Below are 13,059 nucleotides of genomic sequence, written 5' to 3'. Positions count from 1 at the left end.
GAGCCTTTGCCCCGCACAACCATCATCCCAAATCATCTCTCTAGTCATACTCTGATCTTATGAACATTTTCGCCGTGATGTGAACCCGCTCTCACGAATCAAGAAAGTGTTGGTACGGCAGGAAGCCGCGCGATAACTGAAGATATGCTCGATTAGATAGCGCCCAATAAAAAACGCCCCAGCCAAATACTGACTAGGGCGGCTGAATTAGCCTAATCCAATAACGTGAAACAAAAGGTCTGAAAGATAGAACATCTTACCTCTGTACCCTACGCGTTCTAATGTACAACATTTGGTCATAAAGTAAAATTAAATATGTAATTTTTTTTCAGAAATATTCACTACCAGAGGATTATTTGTGATTTATTGGCTTATTAACACCATAAATCTGTCATAAAAATACCATTTCTTGTTTTATTACATATAAGCTAAGCCTAACTAGTGCGCCTGATCCCAGTTATCACCATGACCAGCCTCCGCCACTAATGGTACGTTCAACTGCGCAGCGGCTTCCATTAGCTGCTGTATTTTCGGTTCAAACTCAGCCAATAACTCAGCTTTCACCTCAAACACCAGTTCATCGTGTACTTGCATTAACAAACGGACATCTTCGCTAGACTGTTGTTGTATCCACTCATCCACCAGCAACATCGCTTTTTTAATAATATCCGCCGCCGTGCCTTGCATGGGCGCATTGATGGCGGCGCGCTCAGCCGCTTTACGGCGTAATCCGTTGCGAGATGTGATTTCAGGTAAATGTAGGCGACGACCAAATAATGTTTCGACGTAACCCTGTTCAGAAGCTGCCGAGCGCGTGTCTTCCATATACTGCATGACACCAGGATAACGTTCAAAATAGGTATCCATGTACTGCTGTGCTTCGCCGCGCGGGATCCCTAATTGTTTCGACAAGCCAAACGCGCTCATTCCATAAATCAAACCAAAGTTAACGGCTTTGGCTCGTCTACGCTGCTCACTCGTCACGGCTTCGATATCCACTGATAAAATCTCGGCCGCGGTCGCCGTGTGAATGTCTTTACCTTGCTGGAAGGCTTGTAATAGACTTTCATCACCAGACAGGTGAGCCATAATACGCAATTCAATCTGTGAGTAATCGACTGCTAGGATTTTATAGCCATGCGGCGCAACGAACGCTTGGCGAATACGGCGACCTTGCTCATTACGGATAGGAATATTCTGTAAGTTAGGGTCAGTAGAAGACAAGCGACCTGTCGCTGTGACAGCTTGATGATAAGAAGTATGCACTCGCCCGGTCATCGGGTTAATCATCTTAGGCAGCTTATCTGTGTAAGTCGACTTTAGCTTAGCCAGTCCGCGATATTCCAATAGCAGCTTAGGTAATGGGTAGTCTTGCGCCAGCTCTTGCAAGACTTCTTCGTTGGTTGATGGGGTACCCGACGGCGTTTTCTTAACAACGGGTAGCCCCATTTTCTCAAACAATATAGCCTGAAGCTGTTTAGGCGAGCTTAAGTTAAATTCTTGCTCAGCAAGCGCATAGGCTTGTTGTTCCAATTCCACTAATCGCGCACTGATTTCCTGAGATTGTGCATTAAGCAGCATGTCATCAATCATCACACCCGTTCGCTCAATACGAGACAGCACAGGTACCAGCGGCATCTCAATCTCACGATACACGGCCATTAGTGTCTCATCACGTGCAAGCTGCGCCATAAAATGTTGGTGCAAACGTAAGGTAACATCAGCGTCTTCGGCAGCATACGGTGATGCTTGCTCTAGATCGATCTGATTGAAAGTCAGTTGTTTCTTACCTTTACCGGCTATTTGCTCAAACGAAACACAGCTGTGCTGCAAATGACGCAGCGCTAAGCTGTCCATATCATGCTTACCTGCCACGCTGTTCAGCACGTAGGACGCAAGCATCGTATCGTCCTCTATACCTTGCATGGTGATATCGTAGCGCGCCAATACGCTCGCATCGTACTTGAGATTTTGGCCGACTTTCTTTTGCTCGTGGTCTTCTAATACAGGTTTCAACTGCTCTAGAACCCAATCACGATCCAACTGCTGAGGTGCATCAAGGTAATCGTGTGCTACTGGTACGTACGCGGCAAGTCTAGGTTCTGTCGCAAAGGATACTCCAACTAAATTTGCCACCATATAATCTAGACTGTCGGTTTCGGTATCAAATGCAAAGACATCCGATTGCTGTAATCTCTCCAGCCAAACTGAAAACTGTTCTTTATCCAAAATAGTTTCATATTGACTGCGATCGATCTCCGCGACACTGGTTTCGATTGTCGTGTTCGATCCTGCAGCGGCGGAGTCTTGCTTCACCGCAACAAGGCTTCCTCCATCGAGCAATTCATTTAACCAAGACTTAAACACCATTTTGCCAAACAACTGCACCAATTCATCATGGTTCGGCTCAGCCTTTAGCAATGACTCTGGAGTGGAGTCCAACTCAACATCTAACTTAATCGTCGCAAGACGGTAAGAAAGATAAGCGGAATCTTTATTGTCCTGCAGCTTTTTGGCCATCGTTTTCGACCCACGAAAGCCCAGGGCTGCGATGTCGTCTAGACGCTGGTATAACTCATCCATCCCACCGATGCCTTGTAGCAGTGCGGTCGCGGTCTTATCTCCCACACCGGGTACTCCCGGGATGTTATCAACCTTATCTCCCATCAAAGCCAAGTAGTCGATGATGAGTTCTGGGGGAATACCAAACTTTTCCACCACACCGGCTTCATCCATCACCACATTGGTCATGGTATTGATAAGAGTGACATGCTCATTCACCAACTGGGCCATATCTTTATCACCTGTGCTGATAAGCACTGGCATACCCTGCAGTGATGCCTGATGGGCCAAAGTACCAATCACGTCGTCGGCTTCTACGCCTTCTATTGAAATCAAAGGCAACCCCATGGCACGAATGATATTAAACAGAGGTTCGATTTGGCAGCGGAGGTCGTCCGGCATAGGAGGACGATTGGCCTTGTAGTCGGAATACATATCGTCGCGGAAAGTTTTACCTTTGGCATCAAAAATGACAGCAATACGGTCCGACGAAAACTGACGCATCATGCTGCGCAGCATATTAACGACACCATATACTGCATTGGTGGGGATTTCCCCATTGGTCATGGAGCCAGGATATGCGTGAAATGCACGATAAAGATAAGATGAGCCATCAATGAGGATCAATGGGTTTTCTGGGATGTCGGCCATAAATTTTGATATCCAAACATAGAAACGAAAATATGCGCTAAGGATGCCATGACTGTTAAAACGAATCCAATGTTGGCCGCTAAGTTTAGTTATGGCAATAGTATAATATTGCATAACAGGTCTTACCCCTTTTTGTGGATAAGTCTGTTTATAGTATTTTTCACCAATGAAAGAGCGCTATAGTAAAGAGAGCAATAAAGAAAATAAGATCATGTTTATTAAGAATAAAAAAGTAGATCGCTCAATTTAAACTTGATCTTTTTTTGATCGTGACCTGTGGAAAATCTCACCGATGTCCTTTTCATCTTCCCTAAAATGAAAAAAAGCGACACCCGATGGATGTCGCCTAGCGTAAAAAGATCAACACTATTATAAGTAATTCAGTTTAGCTTAACAAAAGCCATAAATTACACTGGAAGCAATGTGAGCAATGTCGTGCCAAAAGAATGCAGCAGACACCTAACGAAAGCCTTTCACCAAGATGTCTTTGCCCTTAACACAGTGTTAATAATAATCATTATCAAATAGGTGTCAATACCAAATGATAATTATTCTCACTTAATTATGTAATCTATTTACGTACATGTTCAGCGGCTTGAGCACTATCTAATACCAACCATTCAGCGACCTGCTTGGCAAAATAAGTCAGAATTCCATCAGCGCCAGCACGCTTGAAGCACAATAGCGATTCTAAAATGGTTTCTTTCTCTTTTAACCAACCATTGTCTATTGCGGCTTTATGCATGGCGTATTCACCAGAGACTTGATAAGCGAACGTCGGCACTTGCAACTCAGAGCGCACGCGGCGGACGAGATCTAAGTAAGGCATCCCAGGTTTCACCATCACCATATCCGCGCCTTCATTCACATCCATGGCAACTTCGTGGAGCGCTTCATCACTGTTGGCTGGGTCCATCTGGTAATTCTTTTTATTGCCGCCTTTCAAGTTGCTGCTAGAGCCCACTGCATCTCGAAACGGACCATAGTAACTAGACGCATACTTGGCCGAATAAGCCATGATCTGAGTGTTAATATGACCGGCTTCTTCAAGAGCAATGCGAATTTTACCAATGCGACCATCCATCATATCCGATGGCGCAACAACATCAGCACCGGCTTCGGCATGAGATAAGGCTTGCTTGATCAAGACTTCGGTCGTTTCATCGTTCAGCACATAACCATCTTGGTCAATGATGCCATCCTGCCCATGGGTGGTATAAGGATCGAGAGCGACATCCGTGATCACGCCCATTTGTGGTACGTGCTGCTTCAATTCACGAACGGCGCGCTGAACTAGCCCTTCTGGATTGAAAGCTTCTGAGGCACAGAGACTTTTAGCATCTTGATTCACAACGGGAAATAACGCGATTGCAGGCACGCCAAGTTGAGCTAGATAATGCGCTTCTTCCAGCATCAAATCGATCGATAACCTTTCAACACCCGGCATAGATTCTACGGGTTCACGACGATCTTTTCCCATTAGAATAAACATCGGGTAAATGAGATCGTCTACGGATAGCTGATTTTCTGCAACCAAGCGACGGCTAAAGTCATGATTACGAGTCCGGCGCATACGGCGCAATGGGAATTGACTTTGGGTAATGGCAGACACGCTTGTCTCCTTATATGATTCACGGCAAAGCAAAATCATAACACTCTCGCGGCGCCACGCTACCGATATCGTGGCATTTGATAAAAATGATCTCTTATTAAGAGTACCGTATACTCAGTGCTAACATTTACTCGAACCAGCTCAGCAATATGATAGATACTCACGCTCACATCTACGCCAATGAATTTGATCAAGATCGCGACCAAGTCGTGGCAAGAGCACTTGCACAAGGGATCGAGCACATTTTGCTGCCCAACATAGATCTTGAATCCATTCAACCGATGCTCGATACGGAAGCCGCCTACCCTGAGGTATGCCGCTCTATGATGGGTCTGCACCCCTGCTATGTGGACGAAAACATTGAGCAAACCTTGCACACCATTCGCTCTTGGTTCGAGCGTCGTTCCTTTATTGCGGTCGGTGAAATTGGTATCGATCTATATTGGGACCAAACGTTTAAAAAAGAACAAGAGTATGCTTTTATCACCCAACTTAATTGGGCGAAAGAGCTCAAACTTCCCGTGGTGATCCACACGCGTGACTCGATGCAACAAACCTTAGAATTACTTGCCCAGCAGCAAGACGGATCGCTTCAAGGAGTCTTCCATTGTTTTGGTGGTAGCGTAGAAGAAGCAAAAGCCATTACTGGGCTTGGCTTCCATCTCGCACTCGGCGGCGTGTCTACGTTTAAAAATGGGGGGATGGACAAGGTGATTCCTGAATTGAATATGGATTACGTGCTGCTGGAAACCGATTGCCCATACCTCGCCCCTGTCCCGCATCGTGGTAAGAGAAATGAACCTAGTTATACCCAACTGGTGGCTAAACGCGTCGCTGAACTAAGAAGCATAACGCTAGAAGAAGTTGACCAAATCACCACCCGCAACGCGAAAACGCTGTTTCGCCTATAGCGACAAGAGAAAAAAGGTTGGTGTTTCCACCAACCTTCTCCTTACACTCACACTAACCTTCACCAACGTAACCTTAGACCGTGTTGTTCTCTTGCGATTGTTCGTCTTTACGTACATAAAATCGGGCAAAGAACAAACCCACTTCAAACAACAAGCACATAGGTATCGCTAACATAGTCTGAGACAACATGTCTGGCGGGGTTAAAAACATACCGACAACAAATGCTCCGACGATAATATACGGCCGCTTTTGACGAAGAGAATCTGGGTTGGTGGCACCGGTCCAACACAGCAAAATGATCGCGACAGGCACTTCGAATGCAATCCCAAATGCCATAAAAATCGTCAACACGAAGTCCAAATAACTGGTGATATCCGTTGCGTACTCTACGCCCCCTAAAGAAATGGCCGTAAAGAAATGGAACACAATCGGCAATACGACGTAATAGGCAAAAGAGACCCCGACGTAAAACAGCAACGAACTTGAGATTAGTAAAGGCGTCACCAAGCGGCGCTCGTGCTTGTACAAGCCTGGCGCCACAAACGCCCAAATTTGGTACAAAATGAATGGCACACTAATAAACACAGATGTGACAAGCGTCAGTTTTAGCGGAGTAAAAAACGGTGACGCAACATTCGTTGCAATCATCGTAGCCCCTTGGGGCAAGCGTTCAATTAACGGCGCCGAGACAAAGTCATAAATATTATTAGAAAAGTATACTAAGGCTAAAAACACCACCACAATTGCGCTAATGGATTTTAGTAGTCGGCTACGTAACTCAATCAGGTGGCCAATTAAAGGTTGGGTTTGGTCTGCTGAGGACATGTGGTTCGCTCTAAAAAACTAAGCACTAAAGGTTTTGCATAGTGCTTGATGTGAATGGAGTTAAGCGCGCTCTGACGCCTTGTGTTCGGGTTTAACATGATCCGCTTGCTCATCTTTCGGATGAGATCCCAAGCTGCTCGTTTTATTGTCAGACGCATAAGGACGCTGTACTTCTTGCGCAACCTGTTTTAATTCATCGACAGAAGACTTCAAGTCCGCAGACAAATCGTTCATGCCTAACTGCTCAGCTTTACGCAGATTATCATGTAACTCTTGCACTTTAAGTTCTTGCGACACTTCTTCCTTAATATTGTTGGCCATCGCCTTCGCGGTTGCGACAAATCTCGACACACTACGAATCGCATGCGGTAAGCGCTCTGGACCCAACACAATGAGCCCAACCACAAACACCAATACCAGCTCACCAAAACCAATATCAAACATAACTACGCCTGCTCATTATCTTTCTTGGTTTTAGTCTCTGCGCTGGTTTGAGACTGCTGGTTATCAAGGTTGTTCGCTTCAAAATCAGCATCACGAGTTTGCGTATGATCGTTCGATTTGGTGTCGTCATCACTCATTGCTTTTTTGAAGCCTTTTATCGCTGATCCTAAATCACCACCGATACGACCAATTTTTTTGGTCCCGAATAGCACGACCACGATCAATGCAACGATTAACAGTTGCCATATGCCTATTCCACCCATTTAAGTTCCCTCTTCGCTGTAACGAGCCACTGATAAAATTAAAAAAACCTTCACTTCCATAAAACTAAAAATTAGCATAACAATTACTTACGATAGCAACGCCAACTTAACAACCATAGCACAAGGCCAGTGGTCGCAGACGCTAGCGACAGCGATTCATGGTGCGTCCCAACAAATAGTGCTCCGCAAATAACTAAGGTTGCACCAGCCCCAAATAGCAGCTTACCCGTTGCCATCGAGCGTTTGGTATCACGGTAACCCTGATACAACAGCTCCATTCTTTGATTCATGAGCTTACCTTGACGCAAGCTGTCATAGAGCAACTCAGGTAATTCTGGCAATTTTTCTGCCCAAAATGGCGCGCGATCTTTCACCGCATTGATAAAGGCTTTCGGGCCAATCTGATTCGACATCCACTCTTCTAAAAATGGTTTGGCGGTTTCCCATAAATCCAGTTGTGGGTAAAGCTGACGACCTAACCCTTCAATATACAATAGCGTCTTTTGCAACAAGACCAACTGCGGCTGCACTTCCATATTGAAGCGACGCGCAGTATTAAATAAGTTGAGCAATACGTGGCCGAACGAGATATCGCATAATGGTTTAGCGAAGATAGGTTCACACACCATACGGATCGCCAGTTCAAACTCATCAATATTGGTTTCGCGAGGTACCCACTCAGATTCAACGTGCAGCTCCGCAACACGGCGATAGTCACGATTAAAAAAGGCAAGAAAGTTCTCTGCTAAATAGCGTTTATCTTCACTGTTCAGCGTGCCGACGATACCGCAATCTAACCCAATCCAACGGGGGTTTTCTGGCGTATTATAATCAACGAAAACATTGCCAGGATGCATATCCGCGTGAAAGAAGCTGTCGCGGAAAACCTGAGTAAAGAACACCCGTACTCCGCGCTCCGCCAGCAACTTCATATTAGTGCCATTGGCCTGCAGTGCCGCAGTATCCGAGACCCGAATACCGTAAATTCGCTCAGACACCATCACACTTTTATTACTAAAGTCGGTGATAATTTCTGGGACGTAAAGCTCTTCACTGCCTTCAAAATTTCGGCGCAATTGAATCGCATTGGCCGCTTCAAGACGCAGATCCAGCTCGCCTAATAGCGTTTTTTCATATTCACGCACCACTTCGACAGGTTTCAGGCGACGTGCTTCAGGCAAGACGGAAGACACAATGCGCGCTAAACGATTCATCAATTTCAAGTCGGCTTGGATGACAGGTTGGATATCGGGACGGATAACCTTAATCACTATCTCTCTGCCGTTAGATTTCAACGTAGCGGTATGAACTTGAGCAATAGAGGCCGAGGCAAGCGGCTTGATGTCAAAGTTATCAAACCATGTTTCAAGATCACCACCGAGCGCGGCTTCCATCTGTTGTTTCGCCAATTGGCCATCAAATGGAGCGACTTGGTCTTGCAGCAATTCTAGCTGGTCAGCAATATGATCGGGAAACAGATCGCGCCGAGTCGACATCATTTGGCCAAATTTAATCCAAACAGGTCCCAGCGCTTGCAATGCCAAACGTAATCGCTCACCAAGAGGCTTATCTTGGTGTAAAGGCTTTAACCAAAATAACGATTTGCGCACCAATCGCGGCAATTTAGTTAGCTGATGGCTCGGCAGCAATTCATCAAGACCATATTCCAACTGAATTTTGATGATCTGGTATAAACGTTTCAGTTCAGTCGGAGTCATGCTTTCTCCAGCATTCGATTGATCTTCACTTCGAGATTGGCCGCCTGACTTTTCACCTCATCTACTTGATCACAAAAGTAAGCGACTTCAAGTGGCGCAGGCGATACTCGCCATTCCTCTGTCAAAACTTGTGATAGGTGATCTTGATGACGTGACGCCTTTTTTTGTAGCCCTTGTCCTAGATTTTTGATCCCCTGAACCAACGAATGAGCAATCGCATCTCCGGTTAAACGAGATAGCCACTCCTCAATATCGGGTTTGCAGTCGGTGAGCAGCTGCGCAAATTTTTGCGCTAACTGAACATCGCCCTCTAGCACCAGCCTATCTTCTTTGATCATTTTGGTGATATTGGCTTGCTCTCTTAGCTCAGCCAAATCAGACAACTTAAACGATAAGAAACAGTCTGGCTCGTCTTCATATTCACTCAACACATCCACTTGTTGGCTCAGAACGAAAGTCAGGCGCATATCCAGTTCTCTCACTTGAACTTGGATAACTTTTCCTTTGAGGCGTGCAAGACGGCGGACCAATTCTAGGTCGTCATTTATAACCGTGTTCAGTGACAGTTCGATGACGGCAGTGGCCAATTGGATCAACGGCATGATGGTCTCCTAAAACTTGTAACCACGATGCAAAGCGACAATGCCACCAGTCAAATTGTAATAACTGGTCTGTTCAAACCCGGCCTCGTCCATCATCCCTTGCAAAGTATCTTGGTCTGGGTGCATGCGAATAGACTCTGCTAAATAGCGATAGCTGTCGGCATCATTGGCGATGAGCTGGCCCATTTTCGGCAAGAGGTGGAAGGAGTAGGTATCGTAGATTTTCGACAGTGATTTACTCACTGGTTTAGAAAACTCAAGCACCAACAAGCGGCCGCCTGGCTTCAGCACTCGGAACATAGAGCGCAGCGCTTGATCTTTGTTGGTCACATTACGTAAACAAAAGCTAATCGTAATACAATCGAAATAGTTATCAGGAAACGGCAACTCTTCAGCGTTTGCCTGCACGTAGTGCACATTGCCGACAATCCCGCGATCACGCAGCTTATCTCGGCCGACATTTAGCATCGAGTTGTTAATGTCCGCCAAAATGACATGACCTTTATCACCAACAATACGAGAAAATTTGGCAGTCAAATCGCCCGTGCCGCCCCCAAGATCTAGGATACGCTGGCCCGGCTTAACGCCGCTGCAATCAATAGTGAAACGTTTCCACAATCGGTGAACGCCACCAGACATCAGGTCATTCATGATGTCATATTTGGCGGCTACAGAATGGAAAACTTCCGCGACCTTTTGAACTTTCTCTTCTTTGACTACCGTTTCAAAGCCAAAGTGTGTGGTTTCGTTCGAGTCTGACTGTGTACTCGAATGCGCGTTATTATCTGTCATGCTACTGCTACCTTAAAATTGACTGTCTGGTGCGACAATTACCATCAGTGACCGTGCAATAGTGTACCACCATACTCAGCGCCACAGGCGAGCGAATATAAAGAAATCTGCAATTATACATTGCCGACAAACGTCATCGGGACGATTCTTCGGGCATCGACATGCTCTCTGTCAATCTAGGGGAAATCGGTTTCTTTACCTGTACGCCAAGCTCAGTAAAACTTTCCGCTTGTCGCAATACATTGCCACGCCCAGTCGCCAGCTTATTCATCGCGCCTTGGTAACTTTGATTAGCACGATCAAGCGCCCCACCCAACCCCTCCATGTCATCAACAAACAAGCGTAACTTATCGTATAACTTGCTGGCCTTATCTGCGATAAGCTGCGCGTTTTGATTTTTTCGCTCGTTGCGCCATAGATTTTCAATCGTGCGTAACGCCACCAGCAAAGTAGTCGGACTAACCAACAGAATATTTTGCTCCATGGCTTCCTTAACTAAACTCGGCTCAGCTTGGATCGCCACTTGAAATGCTGGTTCAATCGGCACAAATAACAGCACATAATCCAGACATTGGATCCCGTCCAGTCTATGGTAATCCTTTTGACTCAGGCCACGAATATGCGCTCTCAAAGCCGCTAAGTGCTGTTGTAGCGCGCGCTCTTTCGCCATATCGTCGGTCGCATTGTAGTAACGCTCGTATGCCACCAAGGTGACTTTAGAATCCACAACCACTTGCTTTTGCTGCGGAAGGTTTACAATCACATCAGGTTGATAGCGTTTACCGGCCTCGTTATGCAGACTAACTTGAGTAAGGTATTCGTGCCCTTCTCGCAATCCTGAGTCATCCAATATACTGGCGAGAATGACTTCCCCCCAATTGCCTTGCGCTTTGTTGTCGCCTTTCAATGCGTTGGTCAAGTTGACGGCTTCTTGCGCCATTTGTTCATTGAGTCTTTGTAAATTCTTCAGCTCATGAACCAGCGTATGCCGTTCTTTCGCTTCATGATTGAAGTTATCATTGACCTGTTTTTTAAATCCTTCTAACTGCACTTTCAATGGCGACAGTAAGCTATCTAAACTTTGTCTGTTTTGCTGATCAACCTTAGCACTCTTCTCATCGAACAATTGTTGGGCTAAACGTTCAAACTGTTGCGTTAACCGCTCTTCTGCACTTTCCAAAAGCTGCAACTTTTCTTGATCCGCACTGTGCTGCATGTCGTAGCGGGCTTGTTGCTCTCTGAGTTGTGCTTCCAAAGAAAACTTAGCCTCCTTCGTACTGGCCATTTCCTCATCAAGTTGCTGCTTTTGTTGTTTTACTGTGTCGAACTGGCGCAGTTTCTCCATCGCGACCATCAATTTTCCGTGAGTTTGGCGCAGTTCATATGCCCCTTGATCCCGAGCAGCATCCAATTCATGCAATTCTTCTTGCGCCGCTTGTAAAGTTTGCTGCAGCTGCTGTGTTTCACTGCGATGGAGCGCTTGCTCAGATTCCACTTGCTGCTGTAAGCGCTGCAGCGCCATCGCTTGGCGCTGCCTCATCCAACCGGCAGCGATGCTCCCAGCCGCAATTGCACTAGCCGTCGCAACCCAAAGCATATTTTGATGTTCAAAAATCCATTGCATAATCACAACTTTATGTCGTCAGTCTGTATAAATTAAATGGTATTTCCATACTGGATAAATGTCCAGTTTGAGCCTTGGTTCAACGGCTATAGACTGACAGCCCACATCAGAGGAATGACGACTATGTATCACTACGGAGAGGAAAATCATGAATGAGCGCCGAGCGCTAATATTTGCAATATCAGCCGTGTTGCTGTGGTCGACAGTAGCCACCGCCTTTAAACTTGCCTTGCAGCAGTTGACTCCGGTACAGATGCTGACTGTCGCCAGCATAGTGTCGGCCTTCGCATTAAGCGCCATTTGTTTATATCAAGGAAAATTATCTCAAGTTCCCAGTGTATTTTTAGCTAACCCTCGCTATTACCTGTGCATGGGGGTTATTAACCCCTTGGCGTACTACCTCATATTATTTAAGGCTTATGATCTCTTGCCTGCAGCGCAAGCCCAAGCCATCAATTATAGCTGGGCAATTACACTCACCTTAATGGCGGCGATGTTTTTAGGTCATCGTATTCGTAAGCAAGATTGGTTAGCCAGTGGCTTGAGCTACTTGGGAGTCTTAGTTATTGCCACGCAAGGTAATGTGCTTGGACTCAATTTTAACAGCCCGCTTGGCGTGGGTTTGGCGCTGCTATCAACTTTATTGTGGGCGAGCTATTGGATACTCAACACCAAAAACAAAGCCGACCCTATCATCAGCGTGTTACTTGGCTTTCTGGTCGCGATTCCTTGTGCAGTCAGCCTCAGCATTTATGAAGGCTCAGATTGGTCGCAAGTCACTCTACAAGGCTGGGCGGCGGCGGGCTATATTGGCCTGTTTGAAATGGGGATAACATTTGTGTTGTGGCTATCAGCACTCAAGCTGACTCAAAATACGGCGCGGATCAGCAACCTGATTTTTGTCTCTCCATTTATTTCGTTAATTTTGCTCGCCACCATCATTGGTGAAACCATTCATCGTTCCACTCTCGTAGGTTTGGTGTTAATTGTGGTGGGCTTGATCGTTCAACAACTAAAGTTTCGCTCTCATCAAGCAAACAAACAATTGTCTTAG

11 protein-coding genes and 1 pseudogene are annotated in these 13,059 nt (G+C 46.0%); 2 read left to right on the top strand and 10 right to left on the bottom strand.

From position 1 onward, the window contains the following. Positions 1 to 207 precede the first annotated feature (207 nt). The 3 genes from spfP to hemB form a co-directional block, all read right to left on the bottom strand. On the bottom strand, positions 208 to 255 hold the full coding sequence (gene spfP, locus L4C34_RS20425; RefSeq protein WP_438356636.1) for a small protein SpfP: 48 nt from the start codon (positions 253 to 255) through the stop codon (positions 208 to 210). A gap of 183 nt (positions 256 to 438) precedes the next feature. Beyond that, on the bottom strand, positions 439 to 3,213 hold the full coding sequence (polA, locus tag L4C34_RS16080; RefSeq protein ID WP_428790407.1) for a DNA polymerase I: 2,775 nt from the start codon (positions 3,211 to 3,213) through the stop codon (positions 439 to 441). Positions 3,214 to 3,784: 571 nt separating this feature from the next. Continuing rightward, on the bottom strand, positions 3,785 to 4,825 hold the full coding sequence (hemB, locus tag L4C34_RS16075; protein WP_428790364.1) for a porphobilinogen synthase: 1,041 nt from the start codon (positions 4,823 to 4,825) through the stop codon (positions 3,785 to 3,787). Positions 4,826 to 4,974: 149 nt separating this feature from the next. Here hemB and L4C34_RS16070 point away from each other — a divergent pair, with 149 nt between their 5' ends. Then, positions 4,975 to 5,736 (top strand): TatD family hydrolase, encoded by a 762-nt coding sequence (locus tag L4C34_RS16070; RefSeq protein ID WP_428790363.1) that lies wholly within the window; start codon positions 4,975 to 4,977, stop codon positions 5,734 to 5,736. Positions 5,737 to 5,809: 73 nt separating this feature from the next. Here L4C34_RS16070 and tatC read toward each other — a convergent pair whose 3' ends face one another. From tatC to rmuC, 7 genes and pseudogenes are all read right to left on the bottom strand, one after another. Further along, complete coding sequence (tatC, locus tag L4C34_RS16065) at positions 5,810 to 6,562, bottom strand: twin-arginine translocase subunit TatC (RefSeq protein WP_428790362.1); 753 nt, start codon at positions 6,560 to 6,562, stop codon at positions 5,810 to 5,812. A 146-nt stretch (positions 6,563 to 6,708) separates the two neighbouring features. After that, positions 6,709 to 7,006: pseudogene (tatB, locus tag L4C34_RS16060) on the bottom strand (Sec-independent protein translocase protein TatB); the annotation flags it as partial. A gap of 2 nt (positions 7,007 to 7,008) precedes the next feature. Then, the gene (gene tatA, locus L4C34_RS16055) at positions 7,009 to 7,269 is read right to left on the bottom strand and encodes a twin-arginine translocase TatA/TatE family subunit (protein ID WP_428790361.1); all 261 of its coding nucleotides are present in this window, start codon (positions 7,267 to 7,269) and stop codon (positions 7,009 to 7,011) included. A gap of 83 nt (positions 7,270 to 7,352) precedes the next feature. Continuing rightward, entirely contained in the window at positions 7,353 to 8,987 is a 1,635-nt protein-coding gene (gene ubiB / locus L4C34_RS16050; protein ID WP_428790360.1) for a ubiquinone biosynthesis regulatory protein kinase UbiB, read from the bottom strand. Next, the gene (locus L4C34_RS16045) at positions 8,984 to 9,589 is read right to left on the bottom strand and encodes a ubiquinone biosynthesis accessory factor UbiJ (RefSeq protein WP_428790359.1); all 606 of its coding nucleotides are present in this window, start codon (positions 9,587 to 9,589) and stop codon (positions 8,984 to 8,986) included. Before L4C34_RS16045 ends, ubiB begins: the two co-directional genes overlap by 4 nt. A gap of 9 nt (positions 9,590 to 9,598) precedes the next feature. Then, entirely contained in the window at positions 9,599 to 10,381 is a 783-nt protein-coding gene (gene ubiE / locus L4C34_RS16040; RefSeq protein ID WP_428790358.1) for a bifunctional demethylmenaquinone methyltransferase/2-methoxy-6-polyprenyl-1,4-benzoquinol methylase UbiE, read from the bottom strand. A gap of 133 nt (positions 10,382 to 10,514) precedes the next feature. Continuing rightward, positions 10,515 to 12,005 (bottom strand): DNA recombination protein RmuC, encoded by a 1,491-nt coding sequence (rmuC, locus tag L4C34_RS16035; RefSeq protein WP_428790357.1) that lies wholly within the window; start codon positions 12,003 to 12,005, stop codon positions 10,515 to 10,517. A gap of 148 nt (positions 12,006 to 12,153) precedes the next feature. On the opposite strand from rmuC, the gene L4C34_RS16030 reads away from it, so the two are divergent. Continuing rightward, positions 12,154 to 13,059: a DMT family transporter gene (locus L4C34_RS16030; RefSeq protein ID WP_428790356.1), complete on the top strand. Its 906-nt coding sequence runs from the start codon at positions 12,154 to 12,156 to the stop codon at positions 13,057 to 13,059.

The organism is Vibrio profundum (genome assembly GCF_050337555.1).
GTDB classification, from domain to species: domain Bacteria; phylum Pseudomonadota; class Gammaproteobacteria; order Enterobacterales; family Vibrionaceae; genus Vibrio; species Vibrio profundum.
Note: the sequence above shows the minus strand (reverse complement) of the source record. Positions and strands in the feature narration are given on the sequence as shown.

Bases quoted from the DNA above. Each gene is read 5' to 3' on its own strand.
- rmuC (WP_428790357.1), bottom strand. From the start codon at position 12,005: ATGCAATGGATTTTTGAACATCAAAATATGCTTTGGGTTGCGACGGCT.
- L4C34_RS16070 (WP_428790363.1), top strand. From the start codon at position 4,975: ATGATAGATACTCACGCTCACATCTACGCCAATGAATTTGATCAAGAT.
- polA (WP_428790407.1), bottom strand. From the start codon at position 3,213: ATGGCCGACATCCCAGAAAACCCATTGATCCTCATTGATGGCTCATCT.
- L4C34_RS16045 (WP_428790359.1), bottom strand. From the start codon at position 9,589: ATGCCGTTGATCCAATTGGCCACTGCCGTCATCGAACTGTCACTGAAC.
- ubiE (WP_428790358.1), bottom strand. From the start codon at position 10,381: ATGACAGATAATAACGCGCATTCGAGTACACAGTCAGACTCGAACGAA.
- tatC (WP_428790362.1), bottom strand. From the start codon at position 6,562: ATGTCCTCAGCAGACCAAACCCAACCTTTAATTGGCCACCTGATTGAG.
- ubiB (WP_428790360.1), bottom strand. From the start codon at position 8,987: ATGACTCCGACTGAACTGAAACGTTTATACCAGATCATCAAAATTCAG.
- tatA (WP_428790361.1), bottom strand. From the start codon at position 7,269: ATGGGTGGAATAGGCATATGGCAACTGTTAATCGTTGCATTGATCGTG.
- L4C34_RS16030 (WP_428790356.1), top strand. From the start codon at position 12,154: ATGAATGAGCGCCGAGCGCTAATATTTGCAATATCAGCCGTGTTGCTG.